23 protein-coding genes are annotated in these 22,405 nt (G+C 40.4%); 8 read left to right on the top strand and 15 right to left on the bottom strand.

Going from position 1 to position 22,405, the window contains the following annotated elements; translation table 11 throughout:
• Positions 1-54 precede the first annotated feature (54 nt).
• The 5 genes from RE474_RS00235 to RE474_RS00215 form a co-directional block, all read right to left on the bottom strand.
• Positions 55-1,338, bottom strand: coding sequence for an MFS transporter (locus tag RE474_RS00235; protein ID WP_309310989.1), 1,284 nt, complete (start codon positions 1,336-1,338; stop codon positions 55-57).
• On the bottom strand, positions 1,308-1,781 hold the full coding sequence (locus RE474_RS00230; RefSeq protein ID WP_309310988.1) for a MarR family winged helix-turn-helix transcriptional regulator: 474 nt from the start codon (positions 1,779-1,781) through the stop codon (positions 1,308-1,310). The genes RE474_RS00235 and RE474_RS00230 overlap by 31 nt, the downstream gene beginning before the upstream one ends.
• A gap of 168 nt (positions 1,782-1,949) precedes the next feature.
• Positions 1,950-2,324, bottom strand: a complete 375-nt coding sequence (locus RE474_RS00225; RefSeq protein ID WP_309310987.1) for a sugar-specific transcriptional regulator TrmB — start codon at positions 2,322-2,324, stop codon at positions 1,950-1,952.
• Between the two features lie 42 nt (positions 2,325-2,366).
• Complete coding sequence (locus RE474_RS00220; RefSeq protein ID WP_309310986.1) at positions 2,367-2,849, bottom strand: ATP-binding protein; 483 nt, start codon at positions 2,847-2,849, stop codon at positions 2,367-2,369.
• Positions 2,850-2,929: 80 nt separating this feature from the next.
• A complete protein-coding gene (locus RE474_RS00215) occupies positions 2,930-3,772 on the bottom strand; it encodes a class I SAM-dependent methyltransferase (protein WP_309310985.1) in 843 nt (280 codons plus the stop codon).
• Positions 3,773-4,140: 368 nt separating this feature from the next.
• On the opposite strand from RE474_RS00215, the gene RE474_RS00210 reads away from it, so the two are divergent.
• Positions 4,141-5,430: an MA0829/MM1976 family S-layer protein gene (locus RE474_RS00210; RefSeq protein WP_309310984.1), complete on the top strand. Its 1,290-nt coding sequence runs from the start codon at positions 4,141-4,143 to the stop codon at positions 5,428-5,430.
• Between the two features lie 583 nt (positions 5,431-6,013).
• On the opposite strand, the gene RE474_RS00205 is transcribed toward RE474_RS00210, so the two are convergent.
• On the bottom strand, positions 6,014-6,265 hold the full coding sequence (locus tag RE474_RS00205; RefSeq protein WP_309310982.1) for an MBL fold metallo-hydrolase: 252 nt from the start codon (positions 6,263-6,265) through the stop codon (positions 6,014-6,016).
• A gap of 645 nt (positions 6,266-6,910) precedes the next feature.
• Here RE474_RS00205 and RE474_RS00200 point away from each other — a divergent pair.
• A complete protein-coding gene (locus tag RE474_RS00200; RefSeq protein WP_309310981.1) occupies positions 6,911-7,666 on the top strand; it encodes a class I SAM-dependent methyltransferase in 756 nt (251 codons plus the stop codon).
• Between the two features lie 45 nt (positions 7,667-7,711).
• On the opposite strand, the gene RE474_RS00195 is transcribed toward RE474_RS00200, so the two are convergent.
• From RE474_RS00195 to RE474_RS00180, 4 genes are read right to left on the bottom strand one after another with little or no spacing between them, the layout of a single operon-like run.
• The gene (locus tag RE474_RS00195) at positions 7,712-9,277 is read right to left on the bottom strand and encodes a hypothetical protein (protein ID WP_309310980.1); all 1,566 of its coding nucleotides are present in this window, start codon (positions 9,275-9,277) and stop codon (positions 7,712-7,714) included.
• On the bottom strand, positions 9,274-10,224 hold the full coding sequence (locus tag RE474_RS00190) for a vWA domain-containing protein (RefSeq protein ID WP_309310979.1): 951 nt from the start codon (positions 10,222-10,224) through the stop codon (positions 9,274-9,276). The genes RE474_RS00195 and RE474_RS00190 overlap by 4 nt, the downstream gene beginning before the upstream one ends.
• Positions 10,224-11,105, bottom strand: coding sequence for a DUF58 domain-containing protein (locus RE474_RS00185; protein WP_309310978.1), 882 nt, complete (start codon positions 11,103-11,105; stop codon positions 10,224-10,226). The genes RE474_RS00190 and RE474_RS00185 overlap by 1 nt, the downstream gene beginning before the upstream one ends.
• Positions 11,106-11,151: 46 nt before the next feature.
• The gene (locus RE474_RS00180; RefSeq protein WP_309310977.1) at positions 11,152-12,138 is read right to left on the bottom strand and encodes an AAA family ATPase; all 987 of its coding nucleotides are present in this window, start codon (positions 12,136-12,138) and stop codon (positions 11,152-11,154) included.
• A gap of 434 nt (positions 12,139-12,572) precedes the next feature.
• Here RE474_RS00180 and RE474_RS00175 point away from each other — a divergent pair, with 434 nt between their 5' ends.
• The 3 genes from RE474_RS00175 (at position 12,573) to RE474_RS00165 (ending at position 15,498) form a co-directional block, all read left to right on the top strand.
• The gene (locus RE474_RS00175) at positions 12,573-12,707 is read left to right on the top strand and encodes a hypothetical protein (RefSeq protein WP_309310976.1); all 135 of its coding nucleotides are present in this window, start codon (positions 12,573-12,575) and stop codon (positions 12,705-12,707) included.
• 390 nt (positions 12,708-13,097) lie between these two features.
• Complete coding sequence (locus RE474_RS00170; RefSeq protein WP_309310975.1) at positions 13,098-14,486, top strand: autotransporter outer membrane beta-barrel domain-containing protein; 1,389 nt, start codon at positions 13,098-13,100, stop codon at positions 14,484-14,486.
• Positions 14,487-14,706: 220 nt separating this feature from the next.
• Positions 14,707-15,498, top strand: a complete 792-nt coding sequence (locus RE474_RS00165; protein ID WP_309310974.1) for a flavodoxin family protein — start codon at positions 14,707-14,709, stop codon at positions 15,496-15,498.
• A gap of 89 nt (positions 15,499-15,587) precedes the next feature.
• Here the strand turns inward: RE474_RS00165 and RE474_RS00160 are convergent, their stop codons facing one another.
• The 3 genes from RE474_RS00160 to RE474_RS00155 all read right to left on the bottom strand — a co-directional run bounded on the left by RE474_RS00160 (position 15,588) and on the right by RE474_RS00155 (position 16,529).
• Positions 15,588-15,716 (bottom strand): hypothetical protein, encoded by a 129-nt coding sequence (locus RE474_RS00160; protein ID WP_309310973.1) that lies wholly within the window; start codon positions 15,714-15,716, stop codon positions 15,588-15,590.
• 166 nt (positions 15,717-15,882) lie between these two features.
• Complete coding sequence (locus tag RE474_RS13820; protein WP_369076081.1) at positions 15,883-16,002, bottom strand: Fic family protein; 120 nt, start codon at positions 16,000-16,002, stop codon at positions 15,883-15,885.
• Positions 15,969-16,529: an ATP-binding protein gene (locus RE474_RS00155; RefSeq protein WP_309312262.1), complete on the bottom strand. Its 561-nt coding sequence runs from the start codon at positions 16,527-16,529 to the stop codon at positions 15,969-15,971. The genes RE474_RS13820 and RE474_RS00155 overlap by 34 nt, the downstream gene beginning before the upstream one ends.
• A 121-nt stretch (positions 16,530-16,650) precedes the next feature.
• Here RE474_RS00155 and RE474_RS00150 point away from each other — a divergent pair, with 121 nt between their 5' ends.
• Both RE474_RS00150 and rsgA read left to right on the top strand, forming a co-directional pair.
• A complete protein-coding gene (locus RE474_RS00150; RefSeq protein WP_309310972.1) occupies positions 16,651-17,169 on the top strand; it encodes a DUF4386 domain-containing protein in 519 nt (172 codons plus the stop codon).
• A 368-nt stretch (positions 17,170-17,537) separates the two neighbouring features.
• A complete protein-coding gene (gene rsgA / locus RE474_RS00145) occupies positions 17,538-18,641 on the top strand; it encodes a ribosome small subunit-dependent GTPase A (RefSeq protein ID WP_309310971.1) in 1,104 nt (367 codons plus the stop codon).
• 288 nt (positions 18,642-18,929) lie between these two features.
• On the opposite strand, the gene RE474_RS00140 is transcribed toward rsgA, so the two are convergent.
• On the bottom strand, positions 18,930-19,424 hold the full coding sequence (locus RE474_RS00140; protein WP_309310970.1) for a toll/interleukin-1 receptor domain-containing protein: 495 nt from the start codon (positions 19,422-19,424) through the stop codon (positions 18,930-18,932).
• Between the two features lie 427 nt (positions 19,425-19,851).
• Between RE474_RS00140 and RE474_RS00135 the strand changes: the two genes are divergently transcribed.
• On the top strand, positions 19,852-21,576 hold the full coding sequence (locus RE474_RS00135) for a thiamine pyrophosphate-binding protein (RefSeq protein WP_309310969.1): 1,725 nt from the start codon (positions 19,852-19,854) through the stop codon (positions 21,574-21,576).
• A gap of 103 nt (positions 21,577-21,679) precedes the next feature.
• On the opposite strand, the gene RE474_RS00130 is transcribed toward RE474_RS00135, so the two are convergent.
• Positions 21,680-22,009, bottom strand: a complete 330-nt coding sequence (locus tag RE474_RS00130) for a sugar-specific transcriptional regulator TrmB (RefSeq protein ID WP_309310968.1) — start codon at positions 22,007-22,009, stop codon at positions 21,680-21,682.
• Between the last annotated feature and the right edge of the window lie 396 nt (positions 22,010-22,405).

The raw sequence follows: 22,405 nt of genomic DNA, 5'->3' as shown, positions 1-22,405 counted from the left end.
CAAACCAGTCAAACTTTTAATGGTTAGAAAAAAATCTATCAAATTAGAAAGAAGTTAATTATTTTCCACTCTCGCGGGATGCTCAGAAATCACAGGTGCTTGATCGATAATTCCCATCATATTGACGATTCCAAACACAAGTCCAAGGACAATGCCTCCGATTCCAAGGAAAGCATATGCATCATAGAGTGTTCCAGTCTTCAGGATTGGCTGGATGATTATAGGACTTGCAAGCTGACCCAGGAAGAGCACAGTGGTAAATCCGGAAAATATCTTTCCACGGGATTTTTCCGGTGCAATCCTTCCAAGCCAGCTAAGGTTTGTGGTGTTTATGATACCAAAAGCAGTTCCTGCTATTATCAGCCCGGCTATAAGCGTAAGCATATCAGGTGCAATCGAGAGGATGAATACACCTGCTCCCATTATCATGAAGAATAAGAGATTTGTCTTCATCTCATTAAGGTATCCTGAGACCTTTATCTGTCCGAGTGCTCCAACAGTGCCGAAGAGCCCCGGAATTGATATCAAAGCACCGATTATAAGTGCTGATGTGATTCCTTTCTCGTCCAGTACGAATGGAAGTTTTGTCGGTACTGAGAAGAAGAGCACCATGAGTGTGAATGTAGCAACATAGATAAGAGCAATACTTTTGAGTGGCAGTTGCTTCTGTTTTCCTTGGATATCTACATGCTTGTGCTCGTTTTGACCTTGCGGAGAATCCTTCTTAGAGTCCTTTATTGAGATGAAGGCTCCCGGGATTATCAGTAGTGCGATGAGGTAGATGTAAAAAGGTGCATGCCAGCTGATATCTGCAAGAGCGCCGCCTGCAACTTCAAGGATCACGGCTCCAAAACCCATACATGCAGACTGCAGACCTATCTTTTTCTTAAGCTCTGCACCGGAATAGTTGTCTGCAAGGAGAGCAGTGGCACAGATTGTCATTCCTGCTATACCGATTCCAAGCAATACCCTGAAAGCAAGTATGAGGTAGAGTGAATTAAGAACAGCACCTGTTGCTCCTATTATTGCAAAAATAGCAAGTGCTATCATGAGCATGTTTTTCCTGCTGTATTTATCAGCCAGTATACCGATGAAAGGTGAACTGATGATAATTCCAAGTGCAGGAAGTGTGACTACCATGGAAACCAGAAGACCTGCATCAGGCACGTCAGTAAAGAATTCTAACATCTCCGGGAGTGCCGGTGCAACAGCAGCTGAACCCATGATGGTGAGCATGGATGCACTGAGGATGACTATGAGTTTTAAGGTCTCGTATCTTTGAGACTTCTGCTTTGATTTTTGACCTGTTACTGGTCTTTCAGAGGGAATTCCTTCCATTTTCTGTCACCTTTTTCGTAAGCATTTGCATAGCTGTTTTGTGCGATCTTACGAAGAAACGATTTTGCCTGTTTCCTTTCTTCTTGCGTAAATCCAGTGTATGCAGCTTCTTCCCATTCTCTGTCTATTTTTTCCACCTGAGGAATAAGTTCTTCACCTTTCTCAGTAAGATAAACAAGTACAGCCCTGCGGTTATTCTCATCCTGGATACGTCTGACAATTCCATTTTGTTCAAGAATATTCACTGCTCTGGCAACCGTTCCTTTGTCAATGAGCAGTGATCCTGCAAGGAAATCCTGCGTGACACCCTGATAGTCGGAAAGTACCATGAGTACATGGAACTGGCCTGATGAGAGACCAAGTTCTTTCATCTGGTTGTTTATTCTCACAAAATGACTGCGATATGCCATTGAGATGTATGCCCCGAGGGTTATTTCTTTCATTTATTTTCCTCTGTGTTATGTTGTCGTGGCAACTGTTGTTATAACAACAAAATTATTTGTCAGATATTTAAGAATGTTGATTCCTAAAAAAATTGGTAAAAACCAGTGTCACAAAATGAAAATTAAGAATAAAAGAATAGATGCTGATGGTATTCAGCCATCTTTTCTTTAGTTTGGATAAATACGGATACTGTCAAGTTTTTCCAGTAATTTTCTTCCATTATCGGTAATTGTATACCTCTTCCATGTTGATTTTTCAGGATTGATACACATAACGAATCCATGATCTTTGAATTCTTTAAGTGCATGACTGATGTTCTGCACAGATCTGTTCGTTTCCTGAGCTATGAATGATGCCTTCAGGATCGTGTGCTTCTTCATAGATTCTGTCAGAACCATTCTTCTATCAACGTCAAGTACCCATGCGATAAGTTCGTCATCGATGGTGTTCCTGGTATTTTCTTCCTGTTTTAAAGTCTCCATTATTGTTGGCACGATGAGTCCTCCGTTTTTTACAACAGTTGTTTGAACAACTGTTGTCAAGACAACAATAATATGACAACTGGTATTTATAGGTGTTTAATATTAACTTATGAATAGAATATTTTCAGAAAGACAGATTGATTCATAGGATGGATCAATGATCATTAGAAGTACATCGCAGCCTTCTTCCACACCCCTGCCAAAATGTTCGATCCCTGCTTCAGTGTCTACCAAAACAATGTCGTTACTTCCGGCATCTATATTCTTGAGCAAGTGTTTTGAAAGAACTCCCATAGGACAGGCACATCCTTCTCCGAAGTCATGTATCTTTCCAACAGCCATCAGTGAAATGTTGTCTGTTTTTGAGACATATTCACCGGGTATGTCTGTAATTTCCCATCTTTTATCAAAGAACTTCACTTCCTCACCGGTTGAAAATGAAGCTTTCATTCTCTGTACAAGGTCTTTTTTCCTGCCAAAGAAATTCAGAAAATCCTCTGGTAGTTCTACACCTAACTGCCTGTGAAGTCCAAAATTGGATTCATCGTTGTCAACCACCAGCACGTTATATCCTTCTCGGGACATTGTCTGTGCCAGCAATGCAGTTACTGTACTTTTTCCACATCAATCTTTTCCGCATATCAGTATTTTCAAAATATCATCTACTAGTTGTTCTGTTTCTTTTCCCAGCAGATCCGCACGCGTGTTGAATCGGCTCTTTCAGAAATGCTGCCATTTTCCCATGAGAGCTCGTCCCTGAGATAATTATAAAGAATAGCCTCCTGCTCAGGTGTCTCAATTGCATATCTTGATCTGAAGAAATCCATGGCTTCATCCATAGATGCAAAATTGTTAGTATATTCCATAGGGAAGACCTGCATATCAGGATATATTCCCATGTCGTAGAGAACGTTGTACAATACATCGCATTTTGGACCACATGTATAGTTGGTTCCATATAGATATGACCAGAGGTTTATCGAATGTTCTTCCCATGGACTGGTTCCTGCAAACCAGTAGAGGTAAATATGCCTGGAAGAAGCCTTCTCCATTTTTTGAATTGCCTCTCTTATATCCGGCATACCAAGAGAGAAAGAAGCAATAACAATGTCATAAGGACCATTGAGGTCATTCCCTACATCAATATCTTCCCAGCGTTTGCTGACGCATTCCAGGTTAGTTATTCCTTTTTCAGCAACATTATCAAGCAGCAGTTTTCTCATGCCTTCAGCAGGTTCCACAGCAGTTACATGTGCAACTCTTTCTGCAACAGGTATTGAAAGTCTTCCGGGCCCTGCACCAATGTCCAGTACTCTGGACTGCGGTGTAAGAGGGAGCTCTTCAAGAGTAAGTCTTGTTCTGTCAGAGAATTCCTGAGTTCTTTTCCAGAATCTTTCGGCATTATCCTTCCTGTTCCAAAGGTTATTCTCGACTTCTTTGTTCGATGTCTTCTGTGCACTCATAAGATCCTTCCAGACATCGTTCCAGTCTATCGTTCTGTAATCCATAATTATCCATTCTCCCGTCTATTTGATACAAATGCTGAGATGCAAAGTATCAATGTAAGTAGAAGTGCGGTTTTTAATTTCATGATTGACATCATTCTATCGCTTTTATTCATATTTTTGTGTATTTAATGATAATTTAGTATTAAAATATTTATATTTAGTATCATGTAATTAGACAGATATCTTTTTATCTCATAACATTGTTTGTCACTCCATTTCAGTAACACAAAATCGAATGAAAATAATAATTAATGTGACATTGATACTATAAACAACGCATGAATTTATTGTAGTTTATTGCTTAGCATCCCGCTTTGGAATAAATCTGAATGTTACATTATTCGATTTTCTTGTAAGGAGAATTTTAAATGAAAAAAATTGTAAAAATAATGCTTGTATTGTCGGTTCTAATGACAATGCTCATTGTACCGGTAAGTGCAGAGGACGTAACTTACACTATTCGAAGCATCGTATATGACAACACAGAATCATCAACTGAAGCAGGTGATTTTTACTGGGATGCAAATACCTTTTCAGGATTCCTTTATATGATAAAACCTGGACTTTCCAGTGAACTTCTGTATCTTCACAACAGTGTTAACGCTTCTAACACAATTCAGCTTGGAGATACCATTGAAGAAGGTGACCTTTACTACATAAGTAAACCTCAGAAGAAGAAGACAAAGATAGCAGGTTCAGATGATAGTGGCACATTCATGGTTGATGATGTTGACCTTGAATTCTATTATCTTATGGGTTTCTTCGGTCCCAAGTATGTTGTAATGCCAGAAGACCCTTCAGCCCCTTCACAGGGATGCAAGCCTGACAAGATCGCTAAGATCCTGTTGGAAAGTGATGACAAGAAAAACGTGGCCTCTGGAGAGGTGTGGGAACTTGCAGGCTGTTGGACACTGGTTGTAGACCAGGTCGATGTTGAAGGAGAAAAAGTATGGGTACATCTGAACTATAAAGGAGAGGAAATTGACAGTGGAGTGATAAGTTCATCTGCGGATTTGACCAATATGGAAAAAACCTATCTCTACAAAGACAGCGATGATTATCCAGTATTCTACTGTACTGTTGAATCTGTCTTCAGTGGTACTGACACAAACTTTGCAGTTTTCAAATATGCATACCTCCGGGGAGATCTTACAACTATTGAAAACGGTGATACCTATGGCATTTTTGATGTTGAAGGGTTTGAAGTTCCTGCTCTTATGAATGACACTAATTACGCAGGCAGCAATGACCAAACTGTACTGAATACAGGCGATGATGCTGTTGTACTTTCCAGCAATAAAGCGGTGACATTAAATCCTGATGAACAGATTGATCTTCATGGTGGACTTTACCTTAAAACAGAAAGTGGAAATTGCCTAAAAATGACTCTCTGGAAGACCTGCACAATAAAGGTGGATAATACAGCGGAAGAAGAAAATCCTACAGAAGAGAACGATGATATTGTTGTTGTAGATCTTGCTGAAGATAGCACAGAAAAAGAGGAGAATACCGTTTCAAGTACACAGGATGAAACAGAAGTCCAGACAGATGAAGAAACAGAAGAAGAATTTACAGTAGAGAGCTCAGTCAGTGCTCCGGGCTTTGAACTTCTATTGGGTTTTGTTGGGCTGATGGGCGCATCAGTAATTAGAAAGTAAAATAGCTGTAGCAAAAAGAATGTCTGAATAGAAGATTATATTCAGATATTCTTCTTTTTAAATTTTCACCTATTAATTGAAAAAGAATAAACTCCATCTATGATATGTAGAAGTGGGATTATCTCGGATGATACTTTGCATATAGAAGCTTTCAATAAATCTTGTATCCTAATGACATAATAAATTAATAAAGTGGAATGGAAATATCAACCATAAGGTTATATTCTTCAAAAAAAGGGCGGCGATGAGATGCGAGGAAACCGAGCAGGTTATCGCCCTAACTCTGGATTGCATGGACTCACATCTTTGCATATATCCATTGCTCAGAATCGATTCTAAGAGCACAATACAATGCAAGTATGACAATTATACCTCTATGCTATACAACGCATCTATACAATATCTCGATCTGCTACCATCATTACATAATATTCGCCATTCATAGCACGCACATAGCAGGCAGGGACTGTGGGCAGAAGACAGTGAATATTCAAGATTTGTAGGGTAATAAGATGTATATTTGAAATGGAGTTTTAATTGTCAGTTACAAGTTTAATTATAGCGCAAATATCACAAATAAATATCACTTGATACCGCTTTTTTCTTTTATTTCGGCAAGGTGGCCGACATGATCATAGTGAGAATGAGTTACGATAATGTAATCGATGTCAGTAATTTGAAGATTGTTTTGATCAAGGGCTTGTTCTAACAGACTTAGATTTCCGGAACAGCCGGTATCGACAAGAATAACCAGATCAGAACCTGTTACAAGATAAGCATTTGATTTTCCAATGTGAATTGGAGTTATGTTGTAAGTTTTGCTTTGTTCTGCCATTAAATCCCACTACTATATGAGATTACTCCGATGCTACAAAAAATATGGCTCTGTATAATTCCTGTTTATCTGAGTGACACAAGCATTGCTTTTTTTATGTCCGCTAAAACAATCATCAATCTAAAAACAAAGTAAGCATCCGTCAAAGGCGGCACATTTCTATGCTGCTGCACAGAAGATTATTACAATAATGATTGTATTTATACAGAAAATTCTACATGAATCCTGAGAAGAAAGTACAGGGTATTTGAAGATAAACTTCTTTCTTCTTGTGGGAAAACGCCGGCTTCGCCGGATCCTTCGGGATCACTCAAGATATCCATGACCTGCGATAAATCAGTTTACAAACTTTGTTAATGTTTTAATGGCAGGAATTCTACAGAGACAAAAATATTGTAATTTGTTGGACTTACCATTAATTTTAAAGTCTATATATATCTCATATATACTTTGATGAACAACAACTAAGCATCCTGTTCTATTGAAAGTTGTTAGCAATTAATCGAAGATTTCGAGTCCCGGGATATTCCCATTAAAGGAGGGCTCAATATGAATTTTACAGATATTATTGAATTTACCCAGAAACCACAGTTATACGCAGAAGGAAATGCGGTTATGTGGACGGATGCCCACATTTCGTAACAGTTGTTGAACATTCATCTTAACCCGGATATTGATCTGGCAAGCAGGAGAAAGTCATCTATTGAGAGCACAGTTGAATGGATTCTCAATTCGGTAAATAGGAAAAAGATGACCATACTTGATCTCGGATGCTGTCCGGGTCTGTATTGTGCGCTCATGGCAAAGAGAGGACATATTGTTACTGGTGTCGATATCTCGAAGAATTCCATCGAATATGCCAGAAAGGAAGCCAAAAGACAAGGTCTGGACATCAGATATGTGAACCAGAATTATCTTAAGCTCAACGAGAAGAACAAGTATGACCTTATAATAATGGTCTTTACAGACTTCGGTGTCCTGAAACCGCATGATAGAGATATACTCATCAGGAATGTACACAGGGCTTTGAAACCGGGTGGAACATTCGTCTTCGATGTCCTGAGTGACAGGGATCTCGAAACAAAAGCATCTGGAAGAACATGGGAGATGGAAGCAAGTGGTTTTTGGAAAGATTGTCCATATCTTATCCTCTCAGATTCTTTCCTGTATCCTGATAAGAAGGTGATATTGTACCAGCACATAGTGCTGGCTGATGAGTCTGAAACTATCGATACCTATCGTTTCTGGACACATTTCTTTACGTCATATGACCTGAAACAGATGCTGGAACCGAACGATTTTGAGAGCTTTGAGTGTTTTGATGATGTGCTGCCGGAGATCGATATGTGGAACGGTGAGAATGTGCTGTTCTGTAAAGTACAAAAAAAATCAGGAAAATAGATGCTTAAGGAGCATCTATTCTTTATTTTCTTTAAGAAGCAATGATTAATAGTTCACTGCCTTTTTCACCGTTGAGATCACCTTCTCAAATTCGCCATCTTCCGGAACATGCTTTGCAAATTCAATAAGACTGCAAAGTTCCAGACAAGTTTCTATTTCTTTCCAGTCCTTGCCCTTTACCTTCAGGTGGCTGATCAATTCTGCATTTGTGACTTCTTTCTTCAGTCCGTAGAAATGACTCAGATATAACCTCAGAGCCTGAGCAGCAGTTCCGTATGCATCTTCTATCTGTTCTTCTTCATAGAGAAGTACTGCTTTATCTACATGTTCCCTTGCTTCTTTTCTGAAATCGAATATCTCTTTTACAGGTGCAACATCAACTGCAACAGGTGCTTCTTCTGCTTTCTTTGGCCTGTATTTGCTGTAGGCCAGATAAGCAAGAGCAAGAATGAGCAAAGCTCCGATAGCATACAGCGGATAATTATTTTGTTCCCTGTCCCTGACAAGTTCAACACTATCCACGCTTTCATTTATGAATCTGGCATTGATCTGGGCAGTTTCGTTCGCTGAATTCCCATATTGTATCTGAAGGTCGGTTGCATTGCCACTTCGTGAGAAGGTTGAATCGGTTTCAGCGAAACCGTCGTTCTGCAGTTCCTTCAGGTATTTCTGATAGTCCTTGTTCCGGGCAAGTATATCTCTCAGATTTTGCCGTTCCTCCGCAGTATCCTTCTGAAGATTCGTGACTGTTCCATTATCCATCTCTCCCTGGAGGGTTGCAGTGTCACCATTTTGTTTTTCATAATTTGCCGTGAAGGTTCCGGTATTATTTGTCGATGGATTCACACTGACATCAGTCAGGTTGTAACCCATATCTTCCAGTTGCTGATTAGCTTCCTGGAAATCTTCATTAGAAGTAAGATTCTGCTGGAACTCCTGCTTCATCTGCTCTTGTTGCTGTATCTGCTGCTCCATTTGTGATTTCAGGGCAGAAGTGTCCTGATCCATCTGGTTATTCTGTGCAGCCTGCTGAGAGGTTTGTGTAGAAGACTGCATGGAGGATTGCTGGTTAGCTAACTGCTGCATTGCCTGTTGCATTTGCTGTTCCTGTTGTGCAAAAGGGTCAGTTGACTGCGATAAGGACGCATCCTGAGATGAACTCTGGATTGGGTTTGAATTGTTCTGGATCTCTGATTCATCTTCAACAAAATGTATCAGTATGTTTCCAAGAGTAACGGCTTTAGTTCCATTTTCATCGTAATTGAAAGTCAGCGACACCTTCAAAGTCTCAGGGTCGTTGCTGGTCCCAAAACCAAGATTTGTTGCCGAGTCTCCGGCAGGCACCTGGAAACTTGTTGATTTTGAATTGGAACTGGAAACGTGTACGGAACCTGTGTTCATCTCCTGGGTGAAAGTTGCCTGTAATATTCCGTTCATATCGGTTCCGTAGGAATTGTTCATGTAGAGAGGAATGTATGCCTGATCTCCTGTAAGGAAATAGTATTCATCCTGTGGTAACATGAATGTGATATCTTTTGCAGATACCACAGGTACCAGCATCAGGAAAGATATCATTACGAAGAGAGATAATGTTATATTTTTCCTGTTCATTGGAGAATCCTCCCTTTTCCATATCTGTAATAGAGCTGGACAAGTAAGGTCACAAATGCTGCAAAGAAGAACCAGTCCTTGATGTTTGTTTCTTCTGTTTCTCTTTTTATGTTCTCTCCGATATTCTTGTATATTTCATCCAGTGTGTTGTCGTCTACGGATTTGAAATAGTTTCCACCGGTTTCCTGTGCTATCTTCTGAAGTGTAGCTTCATCGAGTTCCGCATATTGTGGGTTTCCGTACCAGTCATAACCCAGTAAAACCTTACCTGTAGATCCCATTCCTATTGTATAGACCTGAATATCGTTGGCTTTTGCGAACTGGATAGCTTCATCAGGGCTGATATATCCTGCATTGTTAACTCCATCACTGAGTAAAATTACAACTTTTTTCTTGTTAGGGATGGATGATGCCATGTCAATTCCAAGACTGAGACCGTCTCCTATGGCAGTAGCTCCGTCTTTTGCTGCGATGTTCTGTAATTTCTCTATTACTTTGTCCTTATCAGGACTAAGATAAGCAGCGGTGGTGGCTCCTGATTCAAAGACGACCACTCCTGCATAGTCCTGACTTTTAAGTGATTTGATCAGGATTTCAGCAGATGATTTTGCAGCCTCCAGTCTTGATGGCTGGTAATCCTGTGCCTGCATACTTCCTGAATTATCCATCACAAGCACCACGTTCACTCCTTCTTTTGTTTGCTCAAGAGGAATGTGTGGATTTGCAAAACCTATTACCATAAGACCGATGGTAAGCAGTGAGAGATAAAAGAGATGCATATCCCTTTTTGATTTCTTACTATCACCCATTGCGGATTTGAGATATGCAAGATTGCTGAATTTTATAGCTTCATTCTTTTTCTGTATCCTTGCTTTTTTCTGAAGATAATAAATAAGGGGAATTATCAGCAAGAATAAAAGTATGTAAGGAGAATCAAAACCTGCCATTATCGTATCTCCTTTATTTTTCTGGTTTTAAAGAATTTATTAAGTGCAACTTCATACGGTTCGTCTGTGACAAGATCGACCATGTCTATCTTCATTTTCCTGAAGAGTTTCTGAAGTGTTTCGTTATGTTCCCTGACAAGTTCTGCGTAGCGTATTCTTATTTCCTCGTCAGATGTGTCGACAAGTAGCTGTTCTCCGGTTTCTTCGTCTTCAAGTTCTATAAGACCTACATCGGGAAGTTCCTGTTCACGTGCATCCATGACCCTTAATGCCACGATGTCATGTCTGCTTTTCATGATGTTCAGGGGTTTGGAGAAGTCGTCGGAAATGAAGTCTGAGATCACAAAAACAATGCTTCTTCGTTTGAGCATTTTTGCTATGGACTCCATGCTTTTCATGATGTCAGTCCGTTTTTCAAGTGGTTCGTATGAGACCATTGTACCGAGTAGTTTCAGGACATGTTTCCTGCCTTTTCTGGCAGGGACGTACTTCTCGACATCTTCGGTAAAGAGGAAAAGGCCGACATTGTCGTTGTTCTTCATGGCCGAGAACATCAGGCTTGCAGCGATCTCAGTTGCTTTCTGCATTTTGCTTATGTTGCTTCCAAAGCTTCCGGAAGCTGATATATCTATAGCAAAATAGACACGTAGGTCCCTTTCCTCTACGAACTCTTTAATGAAAGGATGATTGAATCTTGCAGTTACTTTCCAGTCGATGGCACGGACATCATCTCCGGGCCGATATTCGCGTATCTCTGAAAAATCGATTCCCTGGCCTTTGAACACTGAGTGGTAGTTTCCGGCTATCAGTCCATCAACCTGCTGTTTCGTACTGATCTCAATCTTTCTGACCTGTCTGATAATCTCTTTTGTATGGTGCATGGCACATACCTCCGGTTATTATCGTCTTCGGATCAAACCGGAGGCTTCAGGGGACTTTTACCTTTTCAAGTATCTCAGTTATCACATGGTCGCTGCTTATCTCTTCGACCTCGGCTTCATAGTTGAGCAGTACACGATGGCGAAGTACGTGATATACCACTGATTTTACGTCCTCGGGAATCACATATCCTCTGCCATTCAGAACTGCATGTGATTTTGCAGCGAGTATGAGCCACAGGGATGCACGGGGCGAGGCTCCGTATTCGATGTGGTCTTCCACATCCACAGAATAACTCTGCGGATGACGTGTTGCATCTACGATCCGGGCCACATAGTCCATGATCTTCCTGTCAGCATATACCTGAGGAATGAAGTCCTGTATCTCGATGATTTCATTTGATGAAAGTATCTTTGAAACACTGGTCTTGACTCCCTGGGTGAACCTTTCGATTATCTCTATTTCTTCGTCCTTTGTGGGATAATCGATGAGCAGTTTTGACATGAACCTGTCAACCTGAGCTTCAGGCAGTTTATAGGTTCCTTCGGATTCGATGGGGTTCTGTGTCGCCATTACAAGAAAAGGTCGTTCAAGATGGAAAGTGTCTCCCTGGATACTTACCTGTCTTTCCTGCATTGCTTCAAGGAGTGCAGATTGTACTTTAGGAGGAGCACGGTTTATTTCGTCAGCAAGAATGAAGTTAGAAAAGATCGGACCTTTAAGTGTTGAAAATGAGCCTTCGTTGTGATTATAGATTTTGGTGCCTGTGATATCCGCAGGCAAGAGGTCCGGTGTGAATTGCAGTCGCACAAAATCGCATTCAAGGCATTCTGAGATTGTCCTGACCATGAGGGTCTTTGCAAGACCTGGCACTCCTTCAAGCAGCACATGTCCCTGCGACATAAGCGCTATAAGAAGGCTGTCAATTATCTCTTCCTGTCCGATTATTGTGTTCTTGATCTCTTTTCGTAATTTCTCTATTTGCTCTGCATAAGAGGTTGCCTTTTCGTTCAGTTTTTGAATATTCTCGTCCATTTTCTCACCTGCTTTAATGCATGTGATTCTTAGTTTCCAGACTATTCAACTCATGCAAGCCCCAATTGCATGAATTTTTTTGAGCCACTTATATTGTACCAAACGAATGGAAAATAATAATGTGTTTTTATCTTATATGTTTTATGTTTATACTTATATTTGGTCGGAACTGCTAGATAAGATATTAAAGGTAAATAAAGACTCTTTCAATCTATTTTAGTGTCCCGGTAATCAAAAAAGATTATTAAAGAAAATAAAGCTTTATAAAAGCTTCATTCTTTCATTTAGAGTTATTATGGATTCTTTTTTGTTAAGTATACTTATATTAAAGCCAGCTAATGAGGGATTTGTCTGAAACACATTAACTCCGGCTCATATCAGAGCAATATCAGAGTTCGATGTGACCTGACAAAAATGACGATGGAGGAAATGTAATGAGAGATACATGGATGACAATCGTGGGTCCGATATTGCTATTATTTGCAATGTTCAGGGCTTTGATACAGGTTTTGCTGCCTGAGCTACCCATCAATAATAACAAAGAAGCTCTAAAAGGAGGATATGAATGAAACACAAGATCCTGAAAGGTGTGGCCTGTATGGCGGCAACAGCTGTTGTACTAAAGGCTGTATTACCTAAAAAGCACATTAAAAACGAGGAATGATTGTAAGATAATAAAAACCTTGTAAACTATCCACAATACCACCACTTTGAGATAGGAGTTAATTTCCTATCTCACAACCACCTCAAAACTGGTTTTAAGAAGGTTTTTCATTATTTTCGGTTATTGACCAGATCAGTGACTTATCTCATGGGGATTCACTTATTTCATCATTACAGAATTGATTGAAGGTAAAAGAAATAAGCGTATGGAAATGATTCAGATTTAATAGTTACAAATAATAGATTGATACATAAATTCATTTAATGTAAATACAAAAAAATAGGAGGGATATTTAATGAAGAAATTAAAAATTTACGCGATAATGTTTTCTCTTGCATTACTGGTTTTTGCTTCCGGTTGTGTTAGTACTCAAGAAGATCAAACATCCAGTGATTCAAATACATCTGATGTACAAGTCGACGAATCATCAACTGACATGGGGAATATGACCCCACCTGATGGAATGGATGGTGGCGAAATGGGCACTGCTCCTGGCGGAGGAAGTTCTTCTAGTGTTGATACTGGCACTGGAGCATATGTCTTAGTTGACGGAGAAGAACTAAACGGAGGAACATATACTTCTTCAAATGATGATGAAAATGCAATTAGAGCAGAAAATGATACAACTGCAACACTTAACGATGTAACTGTAGAGAAAACAGATGGTTCTGCATCAAGCAGTGATGCGTCAAGTTTCTACGGTCTGAATTCTGCAATCCTTGCATTGGATAATGCAGTTCTTTACATCAATGGCGGCTCAGTTACAGCTACAACTGAAGGTTCAAATGGTGTCTTTGCATACGATGGTGCAACAATTTACATAGAAGATACCGACGTTACTGTTTCAGGAGGAAACGCTGGTGGTATCGAAGTTGCTGGCGGCGGAACAATGTACGCAACCAATCTAAATGTACTATCAACAGTAAAAGCTGCAATACGAAGTGACCGTGGAGGCGGAACGATGATTGTTGATGGAGGAACATACACAACCAGTGGAAGCTCAGGTGCACCTGCAATCTACTGTACCGCAGATGTTACAGTAAGCAATGCAACACTTACAGCTGAAAATTCAGAAGCAGTTGTTGTTGAAGGATTGAATTCAGTTACAATCAATAATTGTGATGTAACAGGAAATATGGACGGTGTATATGGCGATGACAGTTCAGAGAACATTCAAAATGTGATGTTATACCAGAGTATGTCCGGTGATGCAGAAGTCGGAACCAGCTCATTCACAATGACTGGCGGATCTCTTGTTTCCAATAACGGAGATATGTTCTATGTCACAAACACTGAGAGTGTAATAACGCTAAACAACGTTGACTTGACACTTGCTGACGATACATATCTTATATTGATCGCCGGTAATGATGGTTCAAGAGGCTGGGGAACTGAAGGTTCCAATGGCGGTGTATGTGAAGTCGACTTTAATGACCAAACTGCAACAGGTGACATAATGGTTGATTCTATATCTGAAATGACCCTGTCAATATCAGATGGATCAACATATACCGGTGCAATAAACTCAGACGGAACAGCAGCTTCTGTGCTTTCAGTCACAATCGATGATACAAGCGCATGGACACTTACCGGTGACAGCTACGTTACAGAACTTAGTGGAACCACAGATAACATCGATTTGAACGGTTACACACTGTATGTAGACGGCGTTGCTTTTGAGTAAGTCTTTTAAGAACAGAGGGGAATTATCTCCTCTCTTCATTTTATTATATACAGAATTGATAATTTCTTAATGGCTGTTTTTCAGGTCAATCTCTTCAGATCCGACCTTCATTGAATTGATACAAACATTGAATTCTTTCAGACCAGTGATAGTAGAAAACTCTTAAGGAGATAAAGTCGTACTTTATAGTATTGCAGAATCTTAAGAAGTGAATTAAATCATGAAAGTCCTTGTTGTGATGGGGAGCCCGCGCAAAGGCAATACCTATCGGTCAGTCAGGAAAATAGAAGAGATAATGCGGTCAAGGGGCGATGTTGAGTTTGAGTACCTTATGCTTAACGATGTAAATCAGTCCCCATGTAGTGGGTGTCTTGTCTGTTTTGGGAAAGGAGAGGAATACTGTCCTTTAAAGGACGATGCTCCTGCTATTGAGAAAAAAATGCATGAATCTGACGGTGTCATCTTTGCGACACCTGTTTATGGCATGAATGTTTCCGCACAGATGAAGATCTTTATTGATCGCCATTCCTACATCTTTCACAGACCACGCTTTTTTGATAAGAAAGCTCTTCTTCTGTCAACAACCGGAGTGATAGGTCACAGGGAAGTTCTTGATTATCTTCAGCTGGTTGCAGGATCATGGGGCTTTGAGATATCCCATAAGGTAGGCATTATAACCCGTGAGCCATTACCGGCGGAAACAGAACTTGAGAATGAAAAGAAACTGCAGGCTGCTGCCAATGTCTTTTATAGTGCCCTCCTGAACAAAAAACGATGGACACCCGGGCTTAAAGATTTAACTATGTTTCGTGTTCAGAAAGCTATTTTTAAAAACCTTGCTGATTTTTCACCTGCCGATTACAATTACTGGAAAGAAAAGGGCTGGCTAAGGCCCGAGGCAAAATATTACACAGATGTGCCAATCAATCCGTTCTATAATGCTGTTAGCTGGATTTCGGAGCAGATTCTCAAAAGAAAGATGGGAAAGGAAATACTTGAAAATCAAAAATAGGCAATTTTCAGAACTTTAGTTTTTCTGTTCCCGGTCCTTTTCTTCTTTTATGTCACGATATTCATCGATAACCCTGGCATCCGTGAGATTCAGCTTGAAGATTCATCCGATGGTATCGACAGGACATTTTCCGATACTGCCAAACTAAGCCACACTGTGCTGTCAGAAAAGCAGTCACAGATGGCATCATAACTCAGGGAAGGTTTGACAGCTATCATAAGCTTAATGATGAGTTGGCTTTCTAGGCAGATAAGGCTTAGATCGTTTTGAAGGGATTGGAAAAGAAAAAGAATAGAAGTATTGGGATTGCAAGGAAGTATGTCAATTCTAAGGAACAGTGATATTGGGTGAGCATAGAATAACTTCCGGGGTACCCTGTAATCTTTATTTCTTATTTTTTGCTTTTAACATCTGACCTTTTTCTGTAAGCTTGTATTTTTGCATACGGCTTGTGGGTTTATCTGGAATTGTCATTTCGATGATTCCGGATTCCAGTGCAGGCACAAGGTAATGTTTTCTGAAGTGCTCATTATTTTCAAGCTTAGAGCATCCTGAAGTTCTTTTCTAGTCATTTCACCAATAATAGTATTAACCAGAATAACTTCCGTGGTGACTTCGCCAGCTTTACTTTTTCTTCGAAGAATGAGCACGAAAGATCCATCTTCCAATCTGAATTCCGGTTCCATCAGGTCATGTTTTCTGCATAGCTGGATCATGTCCAGAGTGACGGTTCCTGCTTTTTCGATATATTTCGCCAGAAACAGAGGTTCTGCAATAAGAGGGTTCGCCGGATGTGATGCATGCGGTTTTCGCAGACTTTCAAGAGATAAAGATGGTGGCAATCCTCCGGGATTCCATATTTCAAGGCGGTCGGCAAATAACATAATCTGCACACTGGCATTGCTGGTATAATCCTTATGTGCAATAGCATTGACAATTCCTTCAGCAACAACGGCTTGTGGAATATCATATTCTACAGGAGCTTCCGGTCCCTGATCTCTTGTGCCAACGGAACGTGCAAGCTTTGACATCACAAAATCTACGGATAGGTCTACAAGATTAAAGACTGTTCCTTTATAAATTTGATAACTTCACAACTCTTATTTTATTGAAAAGCCAAAATATATATGCCAACCCCGCAAAATTATTATCATGAAGACCATAACCAAACTTAGAATTCTTTATCCGGCATGGATTGTTATAAGCATATTTTCATTGTTATACGCACCGACACTTGCCAGCGAATCCACATTATTCAAAGTTGGTCAGTTAGGTCAGATTGTTGTACAATTGTTCCAGATAATGATTGCGTTATTGCTGTATAAACTATTCATGGAGACCGATAAGGAACAGGCATCCTTGATAGCCATATTCGGTATCTTAGGGGTACCTCTCTCATTGATGGGAATACTCATGCCCGAAGCGTTACACTTAGCGGAGGTATTCTGGGGACTATGGCTTATACCCATTGGTACACTGGTTATCAGATCGGGAATGTTCCCAAAATGGATCGGATATTTCTTATATATCGGGTCCCTGGGGTACTTCGGAGCAACGGTCTCATATTTCCTTATAGGATCTGTGCCAGCCTCTGTTGATATCTTCACAATGGGTGAGGTTATCTGGGCACTATGGATAACCTTCGTAGGTGCTAGGGAAGTCCGGAATTGATCGTGAATAGAGCTCAGGATATTGAATTTGAATAATAATCCGGCTCTTTAGAAATCCTGTTAATTGCAATTTTCAACCCGTCAGTTTTCATTAAATGTAGTATTTCTATAGTCTTCCGGATAGCAGCGAAGAAATGTGCCGCCTGCGGCGGATGGTCGCATTGTTCTATGTTGCCAACGATCTATTAATAACTTAAACCATCCCGAAGGGTTGGGCGAAGCCGGCACGATTCGAAAGATGAATAAAATACTCTCTTGTCTTCAACTTTTTCTCTGCATAAAAACAGAGCCAAGAAATGTACACTTTTATCTTAAAACCGGTTACTTCTGTCAAAAAGTTTATTCATCATAACATCTTGTGTTTATGTTATGAATGGTGAATACAGGAACAAAGAAAGTGATGCTTCGGACATCTTTGTTATTCCCGGCTGGAACAACTCACAGGCATCTGCTTTTTCTGCCTATAAAGGCCCTTATTTTCCCGGCAGGATCTCAACCCAGCATAAGACAGTCTGGCATATCCTTACTGAAAAGGGTGAGATACAGGCATCAATCTCGGGAGCCATGCGTAGGGTCGGCAAGCAGCCTGTTGTAGGTGACTTTGTTGTACTGCTTGACCAGAGTGACATAGGTTCATACACCATTGTGGACATTCTCCCACGAACGTCCTGTCTTTCCAGAGGTTCTGCAGGTGAGTCAGGTGAAGAGCAGTTGATAGCTGCAAATATTGATACTATCTTCATTGTCACGGCAGTGGGACATGACCTTAACGTGCGAAGGCTTGAAAGATATCTCACAATCGTTTATTCCTCCGGTGCAAGACCTGTTATTCTCATTAACAAGATCGATCTTGTCGGGGACATGCCGGATGATGTATCAGAAACGATACAGGAAATAAAAGATATCGCTGATGATGTTCCGGTGATAACTCTCAGTGCCCTTACAAGTACTGACCTGGAAAAGCTGGACTCTTTCATGAACCCGGATGAAACAATAGCTCTCGTCGGTTCTTCAGGTGTTGGCAAATCCACCCTCATCAATGCTCTTTTAGGCTACGATGTCCAGAAGACATTAAGTGTACGTGAAGATGACGACAAAGGAAGACACACCACCACTGTAAGACAGCTTTTTATTCTCCAAAACGGAACGATATTTATCGACAACCCCGGCATCCGCGAGATCCAGCTTGGAGATTCGTCCGATGGCATCGACAGGACATTTTCCGATATTGCCGAGCTTGCCCAAAATTGTCGTTTCAAGGATTGCACTCACCGGAACGAGCCTCACTGTGCCGTCAGAAAAGCAATGGATGATGGCATCATATCGCAGGAAAGGTTTGACAGCTATCATAAGCTCAGCGATGAACTGGCTTTCCAGGCAGATAAGGCTGAGATCGGTCTGAAGGGAGTTGAGAAGAAAAAGTGGAAAGAGGTAGCAGTGGCAAGGAAGTATCTGAAGACTGGGGAACGGTGATGGTGGGTTGAGTATAGGGAAAAGATTACTAACAGGGTAACTTACCGGGTGACTTGTGGAGTAGTATCTTCGTTTTAGCTAAAAGCAGATGTTGAAGCCAGAGGGCTTTAAGAGTATTGAATATTTTGATGATTTGTTGCTGATATCGATATGTGGAACAGGGAGAATGTACTGTTCTACAAGACCAAGATGGTTTTTGGGGGAATAGATGTCAAAGGGTATCAATTTCTTATTAATTTACCGTATAAAGGTAACCTTCTTTCACTCCATCATTTTCGGATGTATATTTCAGAAAAACTCTTCCTCGCTTTCTCCTTCATCTGATTTTAGCAAAAGATATCCAAGTCCCAACAATGCTACCAGAGAAAGCGCAGAATTTTGATTTTTTCGTTTAACATTTTGATTAATATAATTATATAACCTTTCAAATTCCTGCTGCTTTTTATTTTGGTTATAGAAATTCAGATAATTTATGCCTTGTAACATTCCATCAGGCTTTGTATCATCAAGCAAAATTGGTATAATTAGTTTATCGTTAGCTTTAGCAACACCGATTTCATGTTGAACATAAGTTGAAGCGTAGGCAGATTTGCTGTAAAATAAAATGAAAACATCACAATTACTTATGTAGTTGATAATTCTTTGGCTTATATGATCCCCTGGATTCAATGTTTGGTCAGCGAAGAAAAATTCAGTATCTTTTATGGTTTGTATTTGATTTAAAATAGGCTTAATCTCTTCTATATCTTTTGTACAGTAACTAACAAATATCTTAAAGGTCATGACCAATCACCATCAAATTATTTATTTTTTATTTCTCTATCCTTAACTATTTGTTTAGTGGGGTAAATGCGTTTGTCCATATAAATTACTTGCTAAATTTTACCATACTTGGTCCAACAATTTGATGTTAAATATCTATTAAGTAAAGCAAAAAAATCATGAAATTTAATTGCTTAACAATGGAAATTACAACAACTTCTTAAGTATCAATACCCAACATCCTTAAATACCACCTCCCACAATCCTTACCTAATGTCAAACCCTACCACAACTCACACTGTGACTTTAGTGCCTGTGTCCTTAGTAGTGGTAGTGTTAAACGCTTGAGCACGATAATCGAAACTTTTCTGGCTCAAGTGCGCTGTTTTTGTTTAATTACTGATTAGTGTATCCTGTGCCGGGATTGTTTCTTTCATGGAGAATTATAATGGAAGAAATGAATGGAGCAGAAATATTAGTTAAAAGTCTGGAGGACCTCGGGGTCAAACAAATATTCGGTTATACCGGAGCGGCAATACTTCCGGTATTCCATGCACTTGAGAAGAGTGACATCGAGATAGTCATCAACTCAAACGAACAGTCAGCAGCCTTCAGTGCAGCCGGATATTCCAGGTCATCAGGCGATGTCGGTGTTGCAATAGTCACATCCGGACCTGCGATCACCAATACGCTCACAAGCGTTGCAGATGCCTATGGTGACAGCATCCCGCTTCTTGTCATCGCGGGGCAGGTCCCTGCGCATAAGATAGGCACCGACTCGTTCCAGCATATCAATGTTGAGGGTATCTTCGGGGAAGCTGCCAAGAAGGTCATGCTGGTTTCTGATGGTGATGATCTTGAGGCTATTATCAAGGATGCCTACTACTTTGCAAAATCCGGAAAACCCGGGCCAGTTGTCATAGATGTCCCTCTGGACAAACAGCAGAAGATGCATGAGTACCAGGACATGAACATCATGAGGTTCGAGGAAAGCTACCATGATGACAGACATCTCTGCGATGAACAATGCGAGGAATTCTTCCGTTTATTCCTTAACTCAAAAAGACCGCTACTCTATCTGGGAGGAGGTCTCAACTCTGAAGCCGGAAGCCATGCAATCAGGGAGTTTAATGATTACTTCATGATACCTTCGGTAAACACTCTCATGGCAAAAGGAGTCCTTGATGGCCGTGAGGAACTCAATCTCGGAATGCTGGGAATGTTTGGCACACCATACGCCAACATGCTCATCCAGGAGAACGACTTCTTCTTCGCAATCGGTGTTCGCTGGGATGACAGGGTTGCTGAAAAAGTCGGGTTTGCGATTGGCACGGACATCGCCTACATCGATATCAATCCCGAGAAAATGCACCAGATAAAGATAGAAAGAGGACCGAAATTCACATTCATCGGGGATGCTACCACGGCTATAATGGATCTGCTCAATTATGCTAAAAAGAACAACATCACATTGAACATCTACGAGTGGCAGGAACGTGCCAGATTCCTGAAAAGGTCATGGCCGCTGGATTACAACCGTGAATCAGAATTTATCCAGTCTGCTGAGGTCATGTCACTGCTATCCAATTATATCGATGGTAACACCATGATTACAACAGGTGTCGGCAATCAGCAAATGCTTGCAGCACAGTATCTTCCCATGCAGAAAGCAAAGTCTTTCATGACATCCGGTTCTTTCGGAACAATGGGCTTTTCCATGCCAACATCAATTGGTGTCCATTTTGCAAACCCTGAAGCAAGGGTCATAGCAATCGATGGTGATGGAAGTCTGCGAATGAACCTTGGGGAACTACATACGATCGCTTCACTGAACCTGCCGATCAAGATACTCATGCTTAATAACAGGAGTGACGGAATGGTCCAGAACCTGCAGGATGCAGCTTATGAAGGAAAAAGGACTGGAACACAGAGGCCAAAGGATGTTCATTTTGCTGAAATCGCAGAGTCTTTCGGATTTGCTTTTGCTGAAAGGATAACAGACAGGAAAGAGCTTAAAGATGGAATGGAGGCTTTCCTGAATTCAGAAGGACCATGTTTCCTTGAAGTTTGCACAGACAGGGAAGAAGTTCTGTATCCAAAGGTTCCTGCAGGTGGTGCTTACAAGGACATGATTCTTGGCCCGTATATTAAGCAGGTTACAGATAAGTCTTAAAAAAGAGGTGTGGGGAATTATAACTGGAAACAAAAATGTAGATATTTATTTGGAAAATGAGAGAAAAAGAGGAAAGCTGACCCTGACGTTAGCAACCTCTCACTTAATTAGGATCGAAATAGATATCTTCGAGTTTTTCCAGTAACTCTCTTCCGGAATTTGTAATAGTATATCTTTTCCAGGTTGTTTTTTCAGGATTAAGACACATTATGAATCCTTTTTCATTGAACTCTTTAAGAGCACGGCTTATGTTCTGTGTAGACCTGTTCGTTTCCTGGGCAATATCTGATGCTTTAAGGATTGGATGACTTTTCATGGACCCGAGGACAACAAGGCGTCTGTCAACACCGAGTACCCATGCAATCACTTCTTCATCAGACATAGCACCCTGAATTTGTCCTGGCATTTTGACCGCTTCCATCATTTGTAACATAAAGAATCCTCCTGTTTTAGCCCACAGTAACTATCTTGCAATTTAAGACTAATTCTTAATTCATGTGGTGTTAAGGTATTTTCTGCAATTTTCATGGTAAGGTCTCCATTCACAAGTTTTCATAATGATTAATGATGGTATTTCCACCGCAAATACCTCATGATTATTCATGCTATTAAACCTTTCCCAAAACTTTTCACAGTTTATCATAAGTTCTCATATCTTCTAACAGCGTCCGCCTGGTCAGTCATGTTCCTTTAAATACCGTCGATGTTTGCGTACAACTTGTTTGTCATTATCCTGCGCAACATTGCACATATTGTTTATGGTTTTTTTAGCTATCATTCAATTGTTCTCCTTTTATTCTATATTCTCTATCGGTTTAGTATAGATTGG

The organism is Methanolobus sediminis (assembly GCF_031312595.1).
Taxonomy (GTDB): domain Archaea; phylum Halobacteriota; class Methanosarcinia; order Methanosarcinales; family Methanosarcinaceae; genus Methanolobus; species Methanolobus sediminis.
Note: the sequence above shows the minus strand (reverse complement) of the source record. Positions and strands in the feature narration are given on the sequence as shown.